The organism is Vibrio sp. Y42_MX_L11, from assembly GCF_024181785.1.
Classification (GTDB): Bacteria; Pseudomonadota; Gammaproteobacteria; order Enterobacterales; family Vibrionaceae; genus Vibrio; species Vibrio diabolicus.
The window spans coordinates 177,891-199,687 of record NZ_JAMZAP010000007.1 but is presented as its reverse complement, the minus strand read 5'-3'; the positions used below and the strand labels follow the sequence as shown (position 1 = coordinate 199,687).

The following is a 21,797-nucleotide window of genomic DNA, read 5'->3' as shown; positions in this document are numbered from 1 at the left end:
TTGGCGTTACGCATAGCTGGCTGTTAGCTTAGTTCCTTACGATTCAATCACTAACAGTTTTTGTAACCATAACCTGAGTTTTGACTCAGGTTTTTTTATACCTGTTAAATACAGTTGTTCAATAAGCAGGTAAAGATTAGCGGCTTTGCAATGGATTACACAGGGCTAGGAGAATGCCCTGCGTAGCACTTCACATAAATAACCTGAGTTCAGGTATCAGTAAAATTGAGGTAGGTAAGGATTAAAACTCTCGACTGGAGGGGGCACATCCAACGTATTGAAGCAGCGTGTATAAGCTTTCTTGCTGTAGTGCGACGCGACGAAATAAATTTGCAAAGGTGACATCACCGCCAAAGCAGGTTTGAATGTAATGGTTAATTTCTGTTTCGTTATACCCCTCGACGTACATGGTTCTTACCCACTGGTACTCGACCGCTTTTAAATTGGTCAACGTCTCTTCACTTAAGGTCGTTTCTTTTAGTCTCAAGATCCAAACTCTATCCAACTCCAAAATAGTGGAAGGATTTAAGCAAAGCTAGGTGAAGGATTTATGACAGAGGAGGCCGAGTGTGAAGCAAATGGCAAAACCATGATGTTGCTCCACACTCTGGTTATAAGTAACGTTGAGGTAGTCAATAGCGTTCTTAACGGATGTAGGTTACTTGAGATACTTTACGTGCGCTTCCATCTCTTCCCCGATTTCTTTGCGCATGTTCATAAGGCGGATAGCGGATTGTTCCAAGGCTTTATCTTCATCAGACTCTGGAACCCATTTCGGCACGTCGGTTGGTTTTCCGTTCTCATCTACAGCAACCATAATAACGATACAGTGGGTGGTGAGTCTGTTTTTCATTTGTTTTGGGTCACTGGCTTGCACGTCAATCGCGATGTGCATTGAGCTTCGTCCGGTATAAATGACTTTCGCGCTAACTTCGACTAAGTTGCCGACATGAATCGGCGCAACAAAACGAATACCACCTGCGTATGCAGTAATGCAATATTTGCCACTCCACGCTGCAGAGCAGGCGTAGGCTGCTAAGTCGATCCATTTCATTACGGCGCCGCCGTGCACTTTTCCGCCGAAATTGACGTCACTGGGTTCTGCTAAAAAGCGAAGGGTAATGTCTCTTTGACCACTGCTCATCTGTCTTTCCTTGGTGAGTTATTGTTTTCCCAATTTAGCAGCAAGATGAATTTTCGGGAATAGCGAATGAAACAAAATATTAACTTTTATTCGAACGATGAAAACAAAAAGCCACAGCGTAGTTCTGTGGCTTGGGGAACTGGGATTAATTGGCGGTGGAGGCAATCTCAGAATTGGGCAATGGCTTTCTGTGTCGTATTTTTATTTGCGACAGGATAACGCCAGAGATGACTAACAGCCCACCAATAATGTGGTAAGCGTAAATTTTCTCACCAATCAACGTTGAAGCAAGTACGACAGAAACCACGGGCATTAAGTTCATGAACATGGCACTTGAATCAGCGCCAATTGAATCAATCGCTTTCACCCACATTAACGGCGCAAAAATGGAAGCCGCAATGCCAGCATAGGCGATTAATGGTAGCGCGTCTTGGCTTGGTAACAGTTGCTCACTAGATAGCCAAAGTGGTGTAAGCATCACAACCGAGAAGAAGCCTTGCATGTAAACCAGAGTCAAACTACTGAAAGGCATCTTCCAGCGTTTTAGCAGCACGCAATAAGCCGCGTATACCATGGCTGCAATCAGCATAAGGCTATCACCTTGGGTCATGTCTTGATGTAAAAAGTAGGTGATATCACCATGACCAAGCATAAACGCCAAGCCGCCGAGCGAAATCACACCACCGACGATACTTAACATTGATACAGACTTGCCTAACAGAGGAACACTTAAAAATACACTGATCAAAGGAACCAAAGAGGTAATCAGTGCCATGTTGGAAGCCGTTGTCGTTAAACCAGCGTAGTAGCCAAGTGATTGGTTGAGCACCATGCCAAGTAACGCAAGAAATGCCAGCTTAGTTAAGTAAGGTCGAATAATGTGTCGTTGTTTTATGATCGCAGGCAGACAAAATGGAGTTAGAAGTACCATTGCGACAAACCAACGGTAGAAACTCATCGCACTTGGTTCAATGGCGCTTGCTGCCATCTTATTCACAATTGAGTTACCACCCCAAATCATAACGGTGAAAAACGGAAGTAAATAAATCATGAGAACCCTATAGCACAATTATTGATGGCGCTAGTCTGGCAGGTCTTTATAATAAAAAGTATCTCTTAAAAGACATCGTAAGCGATAGGAAGACAATTTTGAAAAAGAGCGCCAGAAATCTTCATCCCTCATTATCAATCGACCGCGCACCATCGGATGTATTTATGAATTTTGAAGCCTTTCTCTCTAATACAGAAACACGAATTCATAGCCATCCTTGGGGGCAAGTGCAGCTGATCAGCGGTGGGATCCTAGAGATGGATGCAGAAGATACAAGATTTCTAGCGCCTCCGCATCTTGCAATTTGGGTTCCCGCTGGTATCCGTCATACTAGTTACAACCGTAAACCTATCGAATATTGTTCTTTGAACATTGCCCCTGAATTGACGGCGCACTTTCCTACCAAAACGAGTCTGATCAAAGTGACTCCAATCGTGTCGTCCATTATTGAGGACTTTCGTCAACGAGATATTAACGTGGCGCAAAGTGATGAAGACAAGCGCTTGGTACAGGTGTTATTGGACCAGCTCGCAAAGCAAGAAGTGGAACACCACTTTTTACCAACGACCGATAACAAGTATCTTGAACCGATTTTAAAAGCAGTAGAAGAATCGCCGACGGATGAGATCAGTTTGGCGGAGTGGGCGGAAAAAGTGCATACCACAGAACGCACGTTGGCGAGACACTGTCAGAGTGAGTTGGGCATGAGCTTTACTGAGTGGCGCTTACGTGTACGCTATTTGCATTCTATGGAGTTGCTGCGTAAAGGGCAGACCGTAAAGGAAGTCGCGTTGACGTTAGGTTATAACCAAGCTAGCCCTTTTATCGCGATGTTCAAGAAATACTCCGGCATGACACCGGAGCAATATAAGAACCGCTTATTATAACTGAGCCAGAACGTAATTCAGACCACCGACCACGGCTGTAACTTGCGCATCGTTGCACTCTTCGTCGGTCACCGTTGGGCTGTCTGGGTACACTTCCGTTGTCGTGCCGTAAACGCAATTTGTTACGCCGCCACACAGACCCAGCTTCACCATTGGGTAGTTGATAACGCCAAACTGTACGACTGGTGAACCAATGATTTCGCCATTTTCATCTGCAGGTGCAATGTGAGTCACTTTCGCAACCGATTCAATCACCGCTTTTTGAAACTCGGGTTGAGGGTTTTCACTATCTCCAACTGTGTAAAAACCGTCTGGGATCATGCCCTCGATGTACTCAATGCCATCACGAGCGGCAAGCGCAGGACGGAACTCTGTTTCATCGGAGTCTGTCGTCTCGTGCAAATCAATGTGCATTAATACATCGCCTAATGTCGCAACGAGCTTCATGAGGTTGGCGGATTCTTCGGCGGGGCTATCCTTATAGAAAGAGCGGTTTGGATCAATCGCGTTTGGATTCCAGCGGTTGATCACCTCGTAACCCCAAGGGCTCACGCAAGGTGCAACGACAATATTGAAATGCTCTGCGTAGCGCTCTGCTTCTGTTTCTACAAACTTTAAAGCGCCATGTACACCGCTGGTTTCATAACCGTGTACGCCGCCTGTGACCAAAACAACAGGCTTCGTTGAATCCCAGTTGCGAGTTTTGATACAAAACAGAGGGAAACGTGCCTCGTTGTATGAGAGCGCACCGTATTGTTCAACATCAAAACGCTCGCGTAGGGCATCGATTTTACTGACGACTTCATCTTGGTAGCTACGTTTTACTTCTTGCGTTGCTAACCAAGCTTTACGTTCTTCTTCGCTCCAAGGTTGGCCAGGGGTACCGATTGGGTAAATGTATCCACTTTTCATCTATACTTTTTCTTTTGACTGCTGAAAGGTATCACAAGACTAGACCTGTCTTATCTTAACGGCAATATAAAACACCATTTGGGATAGTATTCTTTGCAAAATCATCACTTTGATGAGTGATTTATTGGTGTTACATTTTGTTACTTACTCAATTTCATATAAGAGACAAAAAATGGCTGGAGCAAGTTTACTCACACTGTTGGATGATATTGCCACGGTACTCGACGATGTCGCCTTAATGTCGAAAATGGCGGCAAAGAAAACCGCAGGTGTGTTGGGTGATGACCTAGCGTTAAACGCTCAACAAGTGTCTGGTGTTGCATCTGAGCGAGAAATTCCAGTGGTTTGGGCGGTTGCGAAAGGCTCGTTCAAAAACAAATTGATTTTAGTTCCTTCAGCATTGCTAATTAGCGCGATTATTCCATGGCTTATCATGCCACTATTGCTAATTGGCGGCTTGTTTCTCTGCTTTGAAGGGGCAGAAAAGGTGCTTGAGAAAGTCTTCCCTCACTCCCATCCGCACGAAGAAAAAGAAGAGTTAGTTAATACTGGCGAGTCGATAGAAGAGTATGAAAAACGCAAAGTTGCTGGTGCGATTCGAACGGACTTTATTCTTTCAGCGGAAATCATTGTGATTGCGTTAGGTACCGTGACTGGGGCGAGCCTTGTGACGCAAATCTTAGTGGTGAGCTTAATTGCAGTCATCATGACCATTGGTGTTTATGGCTTAGTAGCAGGCATCGTGAAATTGGATGACTTGGGCTTCTACCTTGAAATTCGCTCAAAAGGTAAGGGCTGGATGGCGAAAGTCGGCAGTGCTTTAGTTGCTTTTGCACCAAAGCTGATGAAGTTGTTAACGATTGTGGGTACTGCCGCGATGTTTTTAGTCGGTGGGGGGATTGTAGTGCACAACGTGCCTGCCATTCATCACTTTGTAGAGCCGATTATTATGAACTTTAGTGGTCATTCGGTTGCTACAGCGATTCTGCCTATTTTGCTTAACGGTATTATCGGTTTTGTGGCGGGTTTGATTGTGGTTGCTGTGTGGACAGCTGTAGAAAAAATTCGCGGCCACTAATAATCACAGCTCAAAACAAGAAAAGAACAACAAGGGTCATGACTTCTTTTCACAGAAAGGCATGACCCTCTTTTATGGGTGGAACGTCAGTAAAGTACTTACTTCACTTTCCACTCAATTTGTTCATTTGCTCGAATAGGCACAACGATATCATTGCCAAATGGCATCGTTTCCGGCACATCCCAAGCGGATTTTTCTAACGTTACCGTATCTGTGTTGCGCGCAATGCCGTAAAAATCAGGACCATTGAAGCTTGCAAACGCTTCCAAGTTTTCCAGCTTACCTTCATTCTCGAATACTTCTGCATAAAGCTCTAGTGCTGCGTGTGCGGTGTAAGAACCAGCACAACCGCAAGCTGACTCTTTTGCCCCTTTCGCATGTGGCGCAGAGTCGGTACCTAGGAAGAACTTCTTGCTACCACTGGTTGCAGCTTCGATCAGCGCTTGCTGGTGGGTGCTGCGCTTAAGAATTGGCAAACAGTAGAAATGAGGCTTAATACCCCCCACAAGCATATGGTTACGGTTGAAAAGAAGATGGTGAGCAGTGATGGTAGCCGCTACGTTATCTGAGGCGTTATTAACGAAGTTTGCTGCGTCGGCAGTGGTGATGTGTTCTAGAACGATTTTAAGATTAGGGAAGTCATTGACGATAGGAGCGAGGACAGTATCAAGGAATTCTTTCTCTCGGTCGAAGATATCAACATCGTGATGTGTTACTTCGCCATGAACCAGAAGTAACATTCCGACTTCTTCCATCGCTTCGAGAACGTGGTAAATGTTCTTCGCATTGGTCACACCGGAATCTGAGTTTGTGGTAGCGCCTGCAGGATAAAGCTTGGCAGCAACAATGTTTCCGGTGGCTTTAGCCTTACGTATTTCATCTGGTGTGGTGTTGTCTGTGAGGTAAAGTGCCATCAAAGGTTCAAACTGTTCGCCATGTTGCTCTTTTAGAATTCGGTCACGGTAGGCTAGGGCGAGCTCAGTTGTAGTAACTGGTGGGACGGTATTTGGCATGATCAGCGCACGGCCATTGTAGCGGCTGATGTCGCGAACGGTGTCTTTAAGAACTTCCCCATCGCGTAAGTGAACGTGCCAGTCGTCAGGACGAGTGATTGTCAGTGTTGTCATTAATTGCTCCCACCATTGAAAAGTTGTCTGATTGGAGCCCAAGCGCCGTATTTGCTTTTGAGCAAACGCTTGCGCTTAGGCGACAGGATGATAGAGGAATTGCCCTCACATTTCATCCCATTTTTCACTTTTCTACAGAGTGAGAGTGTAAGTGGTTACTTCATTGTTAACCAAAGCGCGTGGATCGTACCTGGTAGAAAGAAGAAACACGTCAATATTAGGTTAATCAAAAAGTCTTTATTTAGACCTTTCTCCATAAACACCGCGACAGGCGGAAGAAAGATACATAACAAAATCAGAACCAGTTTTCTTGTATCCATAATTAAGCTCCAAATCGATAAATGGGAGTAGTGATAACTTGGGTGAATTATGTGTGTCGTATCACACTTTATCAAACGGTATTTGGTCAGAACGGTGTTAAAAAACGCGAATATTGAGTGTAGTAAATACTTGTCACTAAAACCAAATTTATAAGAATATGGTTTCGAGAAAGTTGCGATGGATGAAGAGGCAGTAGACTCTGCAACTTAATGTGATTTGGGTATACAATACTGCAACAAATAAAAAACACCCGTAGGAAGAAGGCCATGTCGCAACCCGTTTTATCCCAAATTAATGTTTTTCCGGTTAAGTCAGTTGGCGGATTATCGCTGTCATCCGTATGGGTTGAGAAGCAAGGATTGAGCTTCGATCGTCGTTTTATGATTGCGAAAGCTGATGGCGCTATGATTACCGCGAGAAAGTATCCGCAAATGGTAACCATTAAGTCCGCCTTATTACCCGATGGGGTTGTGTTTAGCAGTTTGGGGATGGAGCCGCTTAAAATCCGTTATCAAGACTTTAAAATGCAGGAAACGCCAGCAACAGTTTGGAAAGACACCTTTACTGCATATACCACCACAGATGATGCAGATGATTGGTTTAGTCGTGTATTGGGTCAACGTGTTGAGTTGTTGTTTAGTGGTGAGCAATCGAATCGTGTCCGTGAAAAGCTAGGTCAAAACGTCAGTTTTGCTGATGGTTATCCGGTTTTAGTGATCAGCCAAGCTTCACTTGATGAGCTGAACCGAAGAAGTTCAGAGCTACATTCAATGGATCAGTTTCGTACTAACTTAGTTGTCTCTGATACTAAGCCGTTTGAAGAAGATTCATGGAAGCGCATACGAATCGGTGAGGTAGAGTTTGAGTCTCTCAAACCTTGCGAGCGCTGTATCCTGACTACGGTTAATACCCAAAGAGGCACGTTCCGAGAGAGCAAGGAGCCACTTAAAACCTTACAACAGTTCCGTGCAAATGATGTCGGTGGTGTGTTCTTCGGGCAAAATCTTGTCGCGCGGAATGAAGGCATTATTCGTCAAGGCGATAAAGTTGAGGTGCTGGAATACAAAGAACCGGAGTTTTACGCGGATAACTCGCCAGTGCGCATGACGTTAACATGTGTTGAGCGTGAGGAAATCGCCCAAGACTTTGTGACCTTATGGTTAGAACCAAACAAAGGTTCTTTGCCTAATTACTTGCCAGGACAACACCTGCCAATAGAGGTGAATATTGATGGGAAGAAAGTGGGTCGACGCTATACGCTATCATCCAGTCCGTCTCGTCCGGGTCGCTATGCTATTTCTGTTAAGCGTATTGCAGGTGGAAGAGTCTCTAATTCGCTCTTAGACAATTTACAAGTCGGTGATGTTTTAGAGGCAGAACAACCTGATGGCCAGTTCCACCTAAAAACTCATGAAGCGCAGCCTCTATTGTTACTCTCTGCAGGCAGTGGAGTAACACCAATGCTATCGATGGTGCGTTACTTAGCGGATCACAATCAGTTGGATAACGTGGTTTTCTACCATCAATGTCGTACCGAAAATGATATTCCTTGTCGCTCAGAGTTGGAGCAGTTAAAGCGTGAGCACCCGGGGTTAGAAGTGAAAATCTGCTTAACGCAGCCTGCCGTTGATTGGTTTGGTTTGAAAGGGCGTTTAAGTTTGTCACACATTAAGCAAATCAAAGATGTTGAACAGCGCCAAGTGTTTGTGTGTGGTCCTGATGGTTTTATGGAGAAAGCGAAAAATCTCCTACTAAGAAAAGGGCTGCCAGAAGAAAACTACCATCAAGAAGCGTTTGGCGTATCTTCAGTTACTTCAAGACCAGAGAAGAGCATAGCGATCGATTTCAATGGGACGAAAGTTGTAGGGAATAATCAGAAAACGTTGTTAGATCAGCTTGAAGACGCAGGGAAGGTTGTTAGCAATAGCTGTCGTGCTGGCTTATGCGGCGCGTGCAAGGTTCAGCTTACGTCGGGTAAAGTACATCATCCGGACGTGCCTGCGTTGACAGATGAGGAACGTGCGATGGGAACCGTATTGGCGTGTTGTGCTGTTCCAGAGACGGACGTGACGGTAACAAACTAAGCGAGAAGGCTCCCCGGTTCTCAATAAAAACGCTGCTAACTTTAGCAGCGTTTTGAGTTTAAAAGTGAACGGAAAATATCGCTTAGTCGTAAATCGTCGGGATTGGCTGACGTTTGTGCTGCGTTGCTTTGTAAATCGCTACCAGACGATCACTCACTTGCTGCGGAACGGGTTTGCCTTCTAAGAAGTCATCGATCTGTTCATAAGTTAAGTTCAGAGCATCTTCATCTGCTTTTTGCGGCTCTAGTTCTTCTAGATCTGCCGTTGGTACTTTCTTAACAAGTAGTTCTGGTGCGCCTAATGTTGCAGCCAACTCGCGGACTTGACGTTTGCTTAAACCAAATAGAGGGGCAAGGTCGCACGCGCCGTCACCAAACTTAGTGTAAAAACCGGTGATGTTCTCTGCTGAGTGGTCTGTTCCCAATACTAAGCCGCCAACGTAACCAGCGATTTCATATTGTGCAATCATACGAGCTCGCGCTTTTACGTTACCTTTTACGAAATCAATTTTGTCGGCTTCAGTCGGAAGCAGGCCCGTCCCTTGCAATGCGGTATCAGTCGCCGCATGCAAACCGTCAACACCATCTTTAATGTTCACAGACACAGAGTGTGTTGGCTTGATGAAAGAGAGTGCCAGTTGCGCTTCATCTTCATCTTTTTGCTCACCGTAAGGCAGACGTACTGCGATAAACTGATATTTGTCAGTACCAGATTCCGCATTCAATTGTTCTACTGCAAGCTGGGCAAGGCGACCTAACGTGGTTGAGTCAACACCGCCACTAATGCCAAGCACGAGTGACTTACAACCTGCTTCTTGTAGCTTACGCTTAATAAAAGCAATACGGCGTTCAATTTCAAAATGCGGATCAATTGAAGGGAGTACACGCATTTCATCACGGATGGATTGTTCCATTTAGGGTTCCTTTTCCTGCAAATATTTCAGACACCAAAGCCCGCTTGCTCAAATGGTGATAAACCATGCAATTGAGACTGATAAACACGACTTTAGGGTCAAAAGCTGTAAAGATTAGTAGTATCATACCGAAATCATCAGATTAGAAAACTCTCTTCAACCAGGTAATCACCGGATATGAAAAAAATCGCCATTTTTGGTAGTGCATTTAACCCACCTAGTTTAGGGCATAAAAGTGTTATTGAGTCATTGAGCCACTTTGACCTTGTGCTACTTGAACCTAGCATTGCACACGCTTGGGGCAAGAATATGCTCGATTACCCAACTCGGTGCAAAATGGTTGATGCATTCATCAAAGATATGGGACTTTCTAATGTTCGGCGTTCTGATGCAGAGCAAGCTTTGTACCAACCCGGACAAAGTGTGACAACCTATGCGTTGTTAGAAAAAATTCAAGAAATCTACCCAACAGCCGATATAACTTTTGTCATAGGTCCTGATAATTTCTTCAAATTTGCTAAATTTAGTAGAGCAGAAGAGATTATGGAACGTTGGACTGTTATGGCGTGCCCTGAAAAAGTAAAAGTCAGAAGCACGGATATACGTAACGCATTGGTTACGGGTGAAGACATAAGCGCCTACACAACCCCGTCCGTCTGTGAATTGTTGCTTAACGAAGGCTTATACAAAGAAACATTATCTGGGAACTGAGAGGTCAGATTTTCATGGTCAGATTAGCCGTATTTAGTGCATGTGCGCTGCTTGTGGTCACACAAGCTCATTCTGCGTGTAACTATTTTTCTGATCGTTCTGTTGTGTTTGAAGATAACACCCTTCCTATCTGTGAAGAAATTTTAGATTCCATTGGCGTATTAAGTACGGATGCGTTGATTTGGTATGCTGCGGAAGCGAAATTCGAAGGGCCAACAGAAAACTATTGGGAAGAGTGGGCGATTAAGCCGGAAGACACACCACTCCTAACCCAAAATCTAGAAAAGAATTATTTTGGGCTTGGTTTTTGGATGCCGGAAGAGCTCCGAGACGAAGAGAGCAAAATGGACACAGAAGAGTGGCTCCGTAGTCATGGCCTGATGTTCAGCGTGGGTTTTGGTGATAAATCCGACGGACAGCCAAGAATGCGATTTGATTATCGTTGGCACGAATATTACGACGCTGACTGGATGATGCAGATTGAAGTTCCCTTCTAGTCACCTTGAGCGAACATAAAAAGGGCGTACATTATCCATGTACGCCCTTTTTATTTTTATCTGAGTCTCGATTTTCTGTGCGCGTCACTCTGCGTAATACTGAAAAGATGGCTCTTTAGAATGCGAGTTATAGCGCTTCTCCAAAGACCAAAAAGCAAAGTTGCTCATATTCTTCTGTGTTACCTGCAAAAAGCGTATCGACAATCTGCTCTTCTTTCTTTCCCGACAGCTTCATTTTTCTTGCTTCACGGAGTGTGAGTACCAAGCACAGCTCTTTAGAAATGTCCATGTCACAACCAGGCGTCCACTGATTGATGGTTTTTGTTAACGTTGAGTGCGCTAGTTTAGGAGAGAGAGTCAATACTTCATGTCTTACTACCGTCAGCAGATCGGTTTGCAGATCCGAGCGCTCGGCTGTTGTTGCTAGTTTCTCGACGAGGGCTTTTAGCAGCGGTGAAGGTTTCACAAAACCTGCTTGTTGTGAGAAGTCATCATTTAAACGCACAGAAAAATCACAACGATATACACGAGAATTAGGTAAAAAGGTGAGGGAGCTCAAACATCCTTGAGGAATCCAAAAATATTGGCCTGGTTCAATGGCATACTCCTGCTTACCCAATTTAATGACGGCTAACCCTTCGACGACAGACAGCAGACTGTGCTTCAGTGCTTTTTTGCGCGCAGCTACTTCAAGAAAGGGGTATTTAGCGTCGTGAAATTCAATTGCGTAGTTCATTATGAGTACCAGTGTTTTTTGGCGCTAAGGGTAACGTTAAACCTATACGATTCCAACCAGCTGAGAGAATTTTTTAGCATGAGAAATTGTAGCCTAACTGGTATGACCATGTTAAAAGTATGGGTTGAAATGCTGCTTGTCAGCAAAACTATGCGTAAAATGTGCCAGCTTTTTTTGATATGTAATGAACAATGACTGCCAATACCGATCCTTATATTGAAATTCGTCCTTACAATGACGAAGAAATTCCAGCAGCGCTGGATCGTCTAATCCAAGATGATGAATTTATCACTGCTATTCTCGATCATCGCTTTGCTAATAAAGCAGCGTGGTTTAAAACGCTAATGAGCCCGATCCTGCGCATCTATCTGAAAGCTAAATGGAGCAAGCTTGATTCAGTAGAAGCGATTCAGATTGAAGTGAAGAAGTATCTGAAAGATACATTGAATAAGACAACGGATGGCGTCACTTTTTCTGGTTTGGATAAGCTGGATAAAAACACGTCGTACTTATTCGTTTCTAACCACCGTGATATTGCGATGGACCCTGCGCTAGTAAACTATGGCTTGTACCAAAGTGGGCACCGTACGGTTCGTATTGCGATTGGTGACAACCTGCTGAAGAAGCCATGTGCGACAGAATTGATGCGACTCAATAAAAGCTTCATCGTTAAGCGCTCTGCTAAGGCGCCTAGAGAAATGATGAAAGCATTAGGACAACTGTCGAGCTACATTAAACACTCGCTTGATACCGGTAATTCAATTTGGATTGCCCAAAAGGAAGGTCGTGCCAAAGATGGAAACGACTTTACTGATCCTGCGATTTTAAAAATGTTCCATGTTGAAGGCCGCAAGCAGAAGATCAGCTTTGGTGAATACACGCGTTCTTTGAAAATCGTTCCTGTCTCGATTGCCTATGAAAATGATCCATGTGACATTGCCAAAGCAAAAGAGCTGTACGAAAAAGCAGAAAATGGCCGTTATGAAAAAGGTGAATTTGAAGATATCGAAAGCATCATTCAGGGCATCATTGGTTATAAAGGTCGTGTGCATGTCGCGTTTGGTGATGTGATTGATCAAGAGTTTGAAACGCCAGAATCTCTTGCCGGTGAAATCGACCGCCAAATTCACAATAACTACAAGTTGTACCCAATCAACTTGTTAGCTGCTGGACGCGAAGATTCAAGCATCATCACAGAGGCGGTGAAGCGTCACCTCGCGGATAAATTGGAGCAGTTACCTGAAGGTGCAAGACCTTATTTGGTGGCGAGCTATGCCAACCCAGTGAACAATCAAGAGTAATATTCATCACTGAACTTGATGGATTATGAACGCCTTAAAGCCTCGGTTTTCCGGGGCTTTTTTTTGTCTACTTTTTAAGGAGCAACGGCCCCGCCAAGGGTTAAATTGCTAGGCCACTTGGTAATCTTGTTGCCACCTAAAAAGATATTCCCTTTCACCGTCATCGTGTCTGGAAATACTTGTAGCGCGGATCCTCCTATATAAAGGTTACCATCAACCACCAATCCTTCAGGAAGAGCAGAGATAGGAGTGCGAATAACACTTAAATCGCCTTTGACTCGAAGTTTAGCTGGGAGCGTTTTTAATGGTGTATCCGTCAAGTTCAGATAACCGCCGAGTTTGATGCCCCTAGGCCAGCTTTCGATCTTACTACCCAGTAGATTCGCATAACCTTTTATCTTTGTACCTGAGCGAATGGTTTTGAGTGCGCTGTTGGTTGCTTCCAAACTGCCTCCAACATCAAGCCCCTTAGGCAGCTTTTTGATCGGGGTTTGCGAGATATTTAAGTTGCCTTTGACCACTAACCCAGAAGGTAATTGAGTGTAAGGTTTGTTTCGTAGATCAAGATTACCGTAATTATCGGTGTGACCAAACTTAGAGTAGTAATCTAGCTCATATGCGAAAGATGGGAAGCAGAGCAGCATCAAGGTAAGGAAAAGGGAAACAAAACGCATAGCCAGAGACTTAGTTAAACATAGAGATCTTAAGTGCTCATCTTATACTTAAATAGACTCATTATGCATACTTTGTTAACAGTTTTTGATTTTTAGCCCAAGAACTTCAAATTAGGGCTTTATCTGAAAGCATACACGCGCTCACGATGCCGAGTTGCTCCAGTATGCAAGTTAGGGAATGATTAAGTGATTGATTATATAGTTTATTTAAAAGTAAATGTGAGAAAAATATCAGTAGAGATATGAAGAATATGAGGTTCTGCCAAGAACTGAACAAGCGTCCTTGTTAGTATCATGAGCGTCTGAGGGAGATTTTCATGAAGTTAAAAAGAGTGTCTATTTTTGTCGCTGGTGTTGTAGCAGTACTACTATCTGGGGCCGCTTTTGCTAAATCATACAGTACGCCAGAAAGCAAAGCGCTGGTGGTCGCTGACGGCAAGGTAGGTCAGCGTATCTGTTACTACGATGATAAAGCCTACACCACCGGAGCCGTGATTAATGTTGAGGGTGTATTACTGATGTGTACAGCTGAGAACGATTTTGAAACGAATGGTTCGTTAAAGTGGGTGGTATTCAAAAAAGATAAATAAACGCCAAAAACCGGTCTGTTTAATATTAGGATAACGGAAAAATAAAAAAGCGAGCACAGAGCTCGCTTTTTCCATTAACGCGCGAGTGAGCGAGTTTTTAATTCAAAGATAAGCTTTTCAGCACTTACTTCAAATTTGAATCGAGCCGTCGCTTGGTTTGACTCTTCTGTTATTTCAGAAACATTGTATTCAACATCAGCACATACTGATTTAGCGAGCTCAATGTATTTTTGTAGTTCAGACTCTAGCTCTGTTTTTGTCTGTGCGAAAACCGTTACGTCGGCAACTTCGTCACCTTCTTTGATGATGAAGCCAATCTCGCCTGCGCAGCCGCAAGCTTCACATACTTGGTTTTTTTCTAATTCGACACTCATAACGAATCCTCTTGTAAATACTAAGGGTATTCTATCAGGTATTTGATCTGTATCTACAAAAATGACGAGTTTTGAATAAAAAAAGAACAGAATAGGCGCTTGTTAAGTAAGGGTTAAAGATTGGATTACTAAATCATTAAGAACGTTAATGTGATATATATCAACATTTAAAATCAATTAACGAACATAGTGACGAGATTTCGCTCAGCCCAGTTGAACTAATGGACAATTTATAAGACTATTTCTTGATTGATTATTTTTAATAATTATCATTCTTGGTCTTTGAATAGTTTCGATGAATAATTGGCGCAAGGTTTTGATGAGACTAACTTTTCGCCTTATTTTGAGTAGCATGTATTGACAAAAACATAACTGCAAATTGCACATTACGCAGTGTAAAGACGTTATGATTTGGAACTTAACTTTATATTAAGTAGTCGCAGTACATATATCCAAATGGCCTTAATGCGCAGGTGTTAGCGGTTCAATTTTTAGGTTTCGCTTAACGAAGTGCCTTGGGCAACTTGGGTATAATGCTAAGAATGATTTCATTCTGGCCTCATTTAATAGTGAGTTAGATGGATTTACAAAGAGAAGAGCTTAAAATATGCCAAAGCGTAGTAAAGAAGATACCGAAATCACTATCCAAAAGATCATGGATGCCGTTGTTGATCAGCTACTAAGACTAGGTTACGACAAAATGTCGTACACGACTCTAAGTCAGCAGACAGGTATATCTCGTACCGGTATTAGCCATCACTTCCCTAAGAAAACGGACTTCACCGCCGCACTGGATGGTCGTATCTTTAAAATGTTTATTGAACACCTAGAGTTTGATAAAGGGCTAAGTGCATTTTCACAAAGTTGGATTAAAGCACTGGAAGATGCTGAGTTCCTCGCGATTTTACGACTGCTATTCCATCACATTGTCACGGCCGAAAATGCGCAAGAATTTGCTGCTAACGGTATTGACCGTTTATACAAAATGGTTGAAAGCCAGTTTGGCGCAGGTGGTGACAAAGAGCTCGAGTGGTTGATTGGTCGTTCATTGATCCAAATGAGTAAGTAATCGCAATTGAGAGCGATAGATGAACACTTGTTTGCTGCTTTGGTTGTAAAGCCAAGGCAGAACACAGTAATTTTCTCGCCGCTCTTTTGAGCCCAAGATTCGATTAAATATCAAAGCAAAGGCCCGCAATATGATTATTGCGGGCCTTTGTCGTTTGGAAAGCAGAAGAGACGGCTTAGAAGAGATACACGCTAAGCGGCGGCGTGAACTTGAGGAAAGTCTAAAGTTGGATGTTTTGTCACGATGGAGCGGTAGCCATAAACGTGCTCAATGCGCTCTGGCGTCAGTGCATTCCATGGTGTGTCATCACAAACCAGTTTTCCCTTATGCAAAAGTACAAGTCGGTCTGCGTACTGGGAGGCTAAATTCAAGTCATGCAACACGACAACGACTGCGGCGTTCTGTATTTTCGCGGCCTCACGAGCAATCTTTAACGTGTTGTGTTGGTGGGCGAGATCTAACGCAGAGGTTGGCTCATCAAGCATCAAGATTCGTTCCTCGCCAGATTGGTGTAGCTGTGTCATCACGCGTGCTAGATGTAATCGTTGCTTTTCGCCACCAGATAAAGATGGATAGAGGCTTTCTGCCAAATGCAGTACATCGGTTTGTTTCATGTAATGTAAAGCTAACTTAGTGGTTTCTTTATTGGACAGCGATAGCGGAATCGCACCTAATTCGACCACTTCTCTGGCTAAAAATGGGAAGGTCAACGTACTGTGCTGAGGGAGCATCGCAATGTGTTTTGCGCTTTTTTCTGGCTCCCAATCATGCTTTTGTTTACCGAAGTAGGCGATGTCATGATTTGAAGAGATTTCACCACACAGAAGCTTGAGCAAAGTACTTTTGCCCGCACCGTTGGGGCCGAGTAGAGCGGTCACTTCACCAGCTCGGATATCAATATTGATGTCATCGAGAACAATGCGCTTGCCATATTTCATCGAAATGTTTTTACCCGATAAAACGATCTGGTTCATTACAAAATCTTCCCTTTCTGCTGGAACAATAAGTAGATGAAGAAGGGCGCGCCGATCAAGGCGGTCACGATACCGACGGGTAATTCTGCTGGTGCCACGGCAATACGAGCAAACATATCAGCAGCGGTAAGAAGCAGCGCTCCCATTAGTGCAGAGATTGGCAGTAGCGTTCGATGGTCGGGGCCTGCTAGCATGCGTCCTAAGTGAGGAATCACGAGCCCAATAAAACCAATTGCACCACTAATACTCACCGTAATACCAACCCCCAATGCAGAGAGCAAAATAAGCTGTCGTTTGAGTTTTTGGACCGGAACTCCCAAGTGTCTTGCTTCTGATTCCCCTAGCAACAGAGCATTTAGCGCCATCGATTTTTTCTGGAACCAGAATAACAGGATGACCAGCGTAACAGCGGATAGGCCTATCCCCGACCAATTTGCGCCAGCTAATGAGCCCATGGACCAAAGTGTTAGATCTCGCAGCATCTGATCATCTGCGATAAAGTTCATATATCCAATCGCTGCTCCCGAAAGCGCGCTGATGGCAACGCCAGCTAACAACATAATCGTAACTGAGGTACCAAATTTACTTGTGCCGAGTTTATAAACGAGAATGGTCGTCAACGCACCACCTAGGAAAGCAAAAAGAGGCAGCGCAGCTAAGTTCATCAGTTGCGGATAGTTTTGGCTAAACTCAGCAAATACAACAATAGCGAACGCGCCACCAAGTGCTGCCCCAGCAGATACACCAATGATACCAGGCTCGGCTAATGGGTTACGGAACAAGCCCTGCATAACCACACCACAAATTGCCAAAATGGCGCCGATGAACATACACAAAATGGTGCGAGGTAACCGGATCTCGTTAATCACCAACTGAATGTGAGGAGCGAGATCAGAACTGCTTCCTGTTAGGCTACGCAAACTGTCAGTGAAGCTAATGCTCATTGGACCTACTGTAATAGAGGCGATAGCAACAAATGCTAAAAAGCCACTAAGTACGGATAACGTCGTTGAAAGGGAGATACGTCTTAACAACATGTCATGTCTCTATGGGTAAAGCAGCGCATTCAAACGCTCGGCTTCTGCAAGGCTTTTAAGACCCAAACCACCAACAAGGGCGTGACCGTCAATCGTGATGATATTTTTATTCATTCCCGCAGGTGTTGCGGCGAGAAGTGGCATTGCTTTTAAAATCGCATCGGCACCGCCCAGCGTTTCATAGCTGCGACCGCTAACGAGAATAACGTCAGGCTGCATCTCTACCATGGCTTCTGTGGATAAAGGCTTGTAAGAAGACAGCTGGTCAGCAGCTGGGTTTAGTCCGCCTGCTAGCTGGATAATTGCATCGGGTGTGGTTTCTGATCCTGCAACGTTCGCAGGTCGACCTTCATGGATGAGTAGAAACAGTACTTTCTTTTTCTGAGCTTGAGCAGGTTGATTTGCATTGAGTGCTTGAACTTGCGCTTTCACATCTTGCTTTAAATCTTCCGCTTTAGCCTGGCGATTCATAAGGTTCGCAATTTGATCGATACGTTGGTAAAGGCCCTCAACGTTGGCATCGGTATTGACGATTTCTACATCTACCCCCGCCGCTTTTAATTGGTTCAATGCTGTTTTCGGTCCCATCTCATCAGAGCCAATGACTTTTGTCGGACGTAAGGCGAGCAACCCTTCTGCTGAAAGGCGGCGATGGTAGCCTACTTTAGGCAGTTCCATGCCTTTTGGTAACTGACTGGTTACGTCGATAGCAACCAAGCTATCTTTGGCGTCGAGTTCAAGCAACAGTTCAGTGACGGCACTGCCTGCACTAACAACACGCTCTGATGATGGTGTTTCATTGGCAAAAAGTTGGCTACTCGCAAGTAGGGAAATGGCTGCCGTAACAACAGCATGAATGGTGGCACGTGTGTTCTTCATTTTGAAAGGATCTCTATCTTACTTATTTTTATGATGGCTCTTCAGTGAGTAACTGAGCTGCCTGAATTCCGTTTTCTTGTAAAAAGCCGAGAAGTTGAACTAGCGACTGAATGTTCGCGGTTTTTTCTGCTCCAATCACAATCGGTTTATCGCTTGATTTACTCTCTTCTAGCAGCGCGAGGGTAAAGTTGTCCCAATCAATGTATGTCTTGCCGTTAATGGCCCAGTAAGGCTCGTCTTTGAGAATATTTACCGTGATGGATTGCTTATCGACATTTGCAACGGCCTGAGATTCTGTACTCGGTAAATTGACATCTAATGAATCGAGCTTGACCGCTGCAGTTAACATCAGGAAAACCATTACGATAAAAATGATGTCCAACAGCGGTGTTAAATCAGGAGTTAAGTCGTTACGAGTGTTGTCTTGTGGCGTTTTAATCATTGTGCTTCTGCCTCGACCTTTGCAGAAGAGCGCACTGCTAATGTTGAATTGTCTGGCGACACGTGTTGCAGAGAGATACCTTCAAGCCATAAGTTGACATAGTTTAATGTGTGTTCGAGTTTGGCGATCACACGATCCGCCCACAAACCAATGATTTGTGCTCCTGAAATCGCAGGAAGGGCGATAATAAGACCTGCTGCAGTAGTGCGCATGGCCAAACCTAGACCGTCTGCCAAATCATTCGGGGTGATATTCCCCGTTGAGACAGCGATGCCTTTGAACATCTCAATTAAGCCAAGTACCGTACCAAGCAAACCAATCAAAGGGCTAATGACGCCAATCAACGTCAGTAAGCGAAGGCCAGAATGCAGCTGATGACGTTTTTCTTGTAGCCAAATGCCTGCGGCATCTTCTCTTAGAGACTTTGAGAAAGAGTGATGGGCAAGCAACATGGCAACGCCACGATAAAGGAGCGGTCGCTTATGCGACAATTCTTCTGCAAGCGTCTCAAGATCGTTTCCATTCGTTGGGTCTAACCCAATGAGTTTTTGGCGAATGGCTCGTTTCCCGACGCCAAGGCTAATCAAAACGTGGAATAACCGCTCGGTAATGATCATGACGGTGAGGGCTGAGCAAATGATCAAAGGCCATGTCATTAGGCCAAGTTGAGTTTGTAATTCTTGTAGTTGTTCCATTATCCATCCAACTTAAAACGAACAGGTACTTGTACTCGGTGAGCCACTTTTAGCCCGCCCGAAATATGTGGTGTAAATTGCCACTGTTTGATGGCACGAAGCGCTGAGGCGTCCAGCGATTCTGTGCCGGAAGACTCAATCAAAACCTGTTTAATTTGATTGCCATTTTCATCGAGCCATATTTCATATAAGGCTACGCCTTCGATACCGCGTCTTTGTGCAGATCTTGGGTAGCGAGGCTGAGTTGGTTGATTCACAAACGTTGGTTTGTCGACCCAAATAGGTTGAGACGTTGCCCCTTTGGATTGGCTCGCTGGCGCGGCTTGCTGAGCGACCATCTCTTTCTTCGCCGGTTCCGTTTTTTTCTTCGGTTTGGCTTCGGGCTGATTCTCTTGTTTTGTTACGGCTTTGGCTGGTTCCACCGTCTTAGGCTTAGATTGTTTAACCGGCTCTGTTTTTTTCTTCACTACCTTTTTCTTAACAGCGTCTTTCTTAACGACCTGTTTCTTTACGATCTTCTTTTCTGGCTCAGGCTGCTCCTGAGGCTGCGGCTCTTTTGGTGGCGCCACATTTTCTGACCTGGATTTTTCGACGGTAGGTGGTGGTGCCGATACAAGGTTTAAACTTACCGAACTTGCTGGATTTCCAGCAGGCATCGCGAACACTTTCGTTTCTTGAGAAACAAAAAGAAGTGCGGCATGGATGGCAAGGGAAGCACCTCCTGCAATGACATATCTTTGTACGTTCACGGAATATCTCGGGAAACTATGAAAACTTGAGCAGATTATTACTCACAACCGAAATAAGATCAATTATCAATTGCATTATCATTACGCTCAAATTATGATTCTTGCAGATTTTTAAAGACCAGCCTCTACCCCTTATATGGTGGGAGCTAAGCGAGTATATATGAGCGTCGATATCGATAAATTTGACGAATCAGTGTTGGGAAGCGATAGCCCTGACCCATTGCGATTTGCCTTTGTTAAGAAACATTCGGCACACGCTGGCGGAGCGAGCGTGCCTGTACCTCCACCTCAGCAACAGGCGATTTTTTCAAGCGTTACCGCTAACTCGGTTAAAGCGACCAATAAACGTTGTCTTTATATTCACGTTCCATTTTGTCGCGTACGTTGCACCTTTTGTAACTTCTTTCAAAATGCTGCGAGCCGCGCACTGGTTGATGAGTACTTTGACGCACTGATGCAGGAGCTCAAGGAGAAAGCTGCATTGCCTTGGACACAAAACGGTATTTTCCATGCTGTGTATATTGGTGGTGGAACGCCAACGGATCTGTCTCCAGCACAGGTTCGCGTGTTAGGTCAGGCGATTCATGAGCACTTTCCTTTGGCCTCGGATTGTGAAATCACCTTAGAAGGTCGCATCAACCGTTTTTCTGATGAGCTATACCAAGGCGCTCTCGACGGTGGATTTAATCGTTTCTCTTTTGGTGTACAAAGTTTTAATACACAAGTGCGTCGCAGCGCGAAACGATTAGATGATAGAGAAGATGTGCTAAAGCGAGTTAGCGAGATTGCCAATGAAGACAAAATTCCTGTCATTATCGATTTACTCTACGGCTTGCCTTATCAAACCAAAGAAGTGTTAGAGCAAGATTTAAATGATTTTCTCTCGACTGGCGCACACGGGTTGGACTTATATCAGTTGGTAGTCGGTGGTTCAGCACCCATGCTTAACCTTGTAGAAAAAGGAAAAATCCCCCCACCAGCTACCACGCCAGAAAAAGCAGGCATGTATGAGCTCGGTGTGAACTTTATGGCCAAACACCATATGAAGCAACTGAGTGTGAACCATTGGGCAATCGATAACCGTGAACGTAGTTTATACAACAGTTTAGCCAAGACATATGCAGAGGTACTGCCAATTGGCTGTGGCGCTGGAGGTAATATCGGTGGTTACGGAATGATGCAACATCGCACATTGGCGACCTATATTAAAGCCATCAAAGAAGGGCAAAGCACCATCGCTATGATGATGAAGCAAAGCCCTCTAGAGCCACTATTTTCTGCACTCAAATCCGGGTTTGATCGCGGTATCGTTCAGGCAAACCAACTGCCATCGTTTATGGGGGAGGACACGTTCGGATTTTTAATGCCTCTATTTAAAGTGTGGCAGCAAAAAGGTTTAGTAGAACTGCATGAACGCAGCCTACTTCTTACTCTTGCTGGTAGTTTCTGGGCTGTTTCATTGGCTCAAGGTTGTATTCAGGTACTTACGTCAGAGATGAACGAAACCGTACCGAAAGTATCCAATAATTAATGAAAAAATTGAACAAAGACG

Annotated in this window: 25 protein-coding genes; 9 read left to right on the top strand and 16 right to left on the bottom strand. The window is 44.4% G+C overall.

What is annotated here, in order from left to right; translation table 11 throughout:
• Window positions 1-241: 241 nt before the first annotated feature.
• The 3 genes from NL643_RS09950 to NL643_RS09940 form a co-directional block, all read right to left on the bottom strand.
• Complete coding sequence (locus tag NL643_RS09950; RefSeq protein ID WP_005375277.1) at window positions 242-487, bottom strand: hypothetical protein; 246 nt, start codon at window positions 485-487, stop codon at window positions 242-244.
• A gap of 171 nt (window positions 488-658) precedes the next feature.
• Window positions 659-1,144 carry an acyl-CoA thioesterase gene (locus tag NL643_RS09945; protein WP_005392490.1) on the bottom strand — a complete coding sequence of 162 codons (486 nt, stop codon included), beginning with the start codon at window positions 1,142-1,144 and terminating at the stop codon, window positions 659-661.
• Between the two features lie 145 nt (window positions 1,145-1,289).
• On the bottom strand, window positions 1,290-2,195 hold the full coding sequence (locus tag NL643_RS09940; protein WP_074189861.1) for a DMT family transporter: 906 nt from the start codon (window positions 2,193-2,195) through the stop codon (window positions 1,290-1,292).
• A gap of 98 nt (window positions 2,196-2,293) precedes the next feature.
• Between NL643_RS09940 and NL643_RS09935 the strand changes: the two genes are divergently transcribed.
• A complete protein-coding gene (locus NL643_RS09935) occupies window positions 2,294-3,082 on the top strand; it encodes a helix-turn-helix domain-containing protein (protein WP_048625321.1) in 789 nt (262 codons plus the stop codon).
• Here the strand turns inward: NL643_RS09935 and NL643_RS09930 are convergent.
• Window positions 3,077-3,994 (bottom strand): M14 family metallocarboxypeptidase, encoded by a 918-nt coding sequence (locus tag NL643_RS09930; RefSeq protein ID WP_253644362.1) that lies wholly within the window; start codon window positions 3,992-3,994, stop codon window positions 3,077-3,079. The genes NL643_RS09935 and NL643_RS09930 overlap by 6 nt on opposite strands.
• A gap of 172 nt (window positions 3,995-4,166) precedes the next feature.
• Between NL643_RS09930 and NL643_RS09925 the strand changes: the two genes are divergently transcribed.
• Window positions 4,167-5,072 carry a DUF808 domain-containing protein gene (locus NL643_RS09925; RefSeq protein ID WP_046873771.1) on the top strand — a complete coding sequence of 302 codons (906 nt, stop codon included), beginning with the start codon at window positions 4,167-4,169 and terminating at the stop codon, window positions 5,070-5,072.
• 98 nt (window positions 5,073-5,170) lie between these two features.
• Here the strand turns inward: NL643_RS09925 and pyrC are convergent, their stop codons facing one another.
• Entirely contained in the window at window positions 5,171-6,199 is a 1,029-nt protein-coding gene (gene pyrC / locus NL643_RS09920; RefSeq protein WP_046873770.1) for a dihydroorotase, read from the bottom strand.
• A 155-nt stretch (window positions 6,200-6,354) separates the two neighbouring features.
• A complete protein-coding gene (locus tag NL643_RS09915) occupies window positions 6,355-6,519 on the bottom strand; it encodes a YqaE/Pmp3 family membrane protein (protein WP_005375297.1) in 165 nt (54 codons plus the stop codon).
• Between the two features lie 267 nt (window positions 6,520-6,786).
• Here NL643_RS09915 and NL643_RS09910 point away from each other — a divergent pair, with 267 nt between their 5' ends.
• Window positions 6,787-8,604, top strand: a complete 1,818-nt coding sequence (locus NL643_RS09910; RefSeq protein WP_253644361.1) for a hybrid-cluster NAD(P)-dependent oxidoreductase — start codon at window positions 6,787-6,789, stop codon at window positions 8,602-8,604.
• A gap of 82 nt (window positions 8,605-8,686) precedes the next feature.
• Here NL643_RS09910 and nadE read toward each other — a convergent pair whose 3' ends face one another.
• Window positions 8,687-9,517, bottom strand: a complete 831-nt coding sequence (nadE, locus tag NL643_RS09905; RefSeq protein WP_006742205.1) for an ammonia-dependent NAD(+) synthetase — start codon at window positions 9,515-9,517, stop codon at window positions 8,687-8,689.
• Window positions 9,518-9,694: 177 nt separating this feature from the next.
• On the opposite strand from nadE, the gene NL643_RS09900 reads away from it, so the two are divergent.
• Window positions 9,695-10,228 (top strand): nicotinate-nicotinamide nucleotide adenylyltransferase, encoded by a 534-nt coding sequence (locus tag NL643_RS09900; RefSeq protein ID WP_005392500.1) that lies wholly within the window; start codon window positions 9,695-9,697, stop codon window positions 10,226-10,228.
• Between the two features lie 14 nt (window positions 10,229-10,242).
• Complete coding sequence (locus NL643_RS09895) at window positions 10,243-10,725, top strand: hypothetical protein (RefSeq protein WP_006742203.1); 483 nt, start codon at window positions 10,243-10,245, stop codon at window positions 10,723-10,725.
• 127 nt (window positions 10,726-10,852) lie between these two features.
• Here the strand turns inward: NL643_RS09895 and NL643_RS09890 are convergent, their stop codons facing one another.
• The gene (locus tag NL643_RS09890; protein WP_047008435.1) at window positions 10,853-11,461 is read right to left on the bottom strand and encodes a hypothetical protein; all 609 of its coding nucleotides are present in this window, start codon (window positions 11,459-11,461) and stop codon (window positions 10,853-10,855) included.
• A 191-nt stretch (window positions 11,462-11,652) separates the two neighbouring features.
• Between NL643_RS09890 and NL643_RS09885 the strand changes: the two genes are divergently transcribed.
• Complete coding sequence (locus NL643_RS09885) at window positions 11,653-12,762, top strand: 1-acyl-sn-glycerol-3-phosphate acyltransferase (RefSeq protein WP_006742201.1); 1,110 nt, start codon at window positions 11,653-11,655, stop codon at window positions 12,760-12,762.
• Between the two features lie 74 nt (window positions 12,763-12,836).
• Here the strand turns inward: NL643_RS09885 and NL643_RS09880 are convergent, their stop codons facing one another.
• Complete coding sequence (locus tag NL643_RS09880) at window positions 12,837-13,436, bottom strand: hypothetical protein (protein ID WP_031780261.1); 600 nt, start codon at window positions 13,434-13,436, stop codon at window positions 12,837-12,839.
• A gap of 317 nt (window positions 13,437-13,753) precedes the next feature.
• Between NL643_RS09880 and NL643_RS09875 the strand changes: the two genes are divergently transcribed.
• Complete coding sequence (locus NL643_RS09875; protein WP_046873765.1) at window positions 13,754-14,026, top strand: YnjH family protein; 273 nt, start codon at window positions 13,754-13,756, stop codon at window positions 14,024-14,026.
• Window positions 14,027-14,100: 74 nt separating this feature from the next.
• On the opposite strand, the gene NL643_RS09870 is transcribed toward NL643_RS09875, so the two are convergent.
• Complete coding sequence (locus NL643_RS09870; RefSeq protein WP_005375307.1) at window positions 14,101-14,400, bottom strand: YfcZ/YiiS family protein; 300 nt, start codon at window positions 14,398-14,400, stop codon at window positions 14,101-14,103.
• 607 nt (window positions 14,401-15,007) lie between these two features.
• Here NL643_RS09870 and NL643_RS09865 point away from each other — a divergent pair.
• Entirely contained in the window at window positions 15,008-15,469 is a 462-nt protein-coding gene (locus NL643_RS09865; protein WP_005392508.1) for a TetR/AcrR family transcriptional regulator, read from the top strand.
• A 191-nt stretch (window positions 15,470-15,660) separates the two neighbouring features.
• Here the strand turns inward: NL643_RS09865 and NL643_RS09860 are convergent, their stop codons facing one another.
• The 6 genes from NL643_RS09860 to NL643_RS09835 are packed head-to-tail and all read right to left on the bottom strand — an operon-like array spanning window position 15,661 to window position 20,245.
• Window positions 15,661-16,443 carry a heme ABC transporter ATP-binding protein gene (locus NL643_RS09860; RefSeq protein WP_253644360.1) on the bottom strand — a complete coding sequence of 261 codons (783 nt, stop codon included), beginning with the start codon at window positions 16,441-16,443 and terminating at the stop codon, window positions 15,661-15,663.
• Window positions 16,443-17,480: an iron ABC transporter permease gene (locus tag NL643_RS09855; RefSeq protein ID WP_167427675.1), complete on the bottom strand. Its 1,038-nt coding sequence runs from the start codon at window positions 17,478-17,480 to the stop codon at window positions 16,443-16,445. The genes NL643_RS09860 and NL643_RS09855 overlap by 1 nt, the downstream gene beginning before the upstream one ends.
• Window positions 17,481-17,489: 9 nt before the next feature.
• Window positions 17,490-18,359 carry a hemin ABC transporter substrate-binding protein gene (locus tag NL643_RS09850; RefSeq protein WP_164665815.1) on the bottom strand — a complete coding sequence of 290 codons (870 nt, stop codon included), beginning with the start codon at window positions 18,357-18,359 and terminating at the stop codon, window positions 17,490-17,492.
• A 28-nt stretch (window positions 18,360-18,387) separates the two neighbouring features.
• Complete coding sequence (locus tag NL643_RS09845; RefSeq protein ID WP_253644359.1) at window positions 18,388-18,801, bottom strand: biopolymer transporter ExbD; 414 nt, start codon at window positions 18,799-18,801, stop codon at window positions 18,388-18,390.
• A complete protein-coding gene (locus NL643_RS09840; protein ID WP_005392513.1) occupies window positions 18,798-19,496 on the bottom strand; it encodes a MotA/TolQ/ExbB proton channel family protein in 699 nt (232 codons plus the stop codon). Before NL643_RS09840 ends, NL643_RS09845 begins: the two co-directional genes overlap by 4 nt.
• Window positions 19,496-20,245, bottom strand: coding sequence for an energy transducer TonB (locus NL643_RS09835; protein WP_253644358.1), 750 nt, complete (start codon window positions 20,243-20,245; stop codon window positions 19,496-19,498). The genes NL643_RS09840 and NL643_RS09835 overlap by 1 nt, the downstream gene beginning before the upstream one ends.
• Before the next feature lie 160 nt (window positions 20,246-20,405).
• Between NL643_RS09835 and hutW the strand changes: the two genes are divergently transcribed.
• A complete protein-coding gene (hutW, locus tag NL643_RS09830; RefSeq protein ID WP_253644357.1) occupies window positions 20,406-21,776 on the top strand; it encodes a heme anaerobic degradation radical SAM methyltransferase ChuW/HutW in 1,371 nt (456 codons plus the stop codon).
• Window positions 21,777-21,797: the final 21 nt, after the last annotated feature.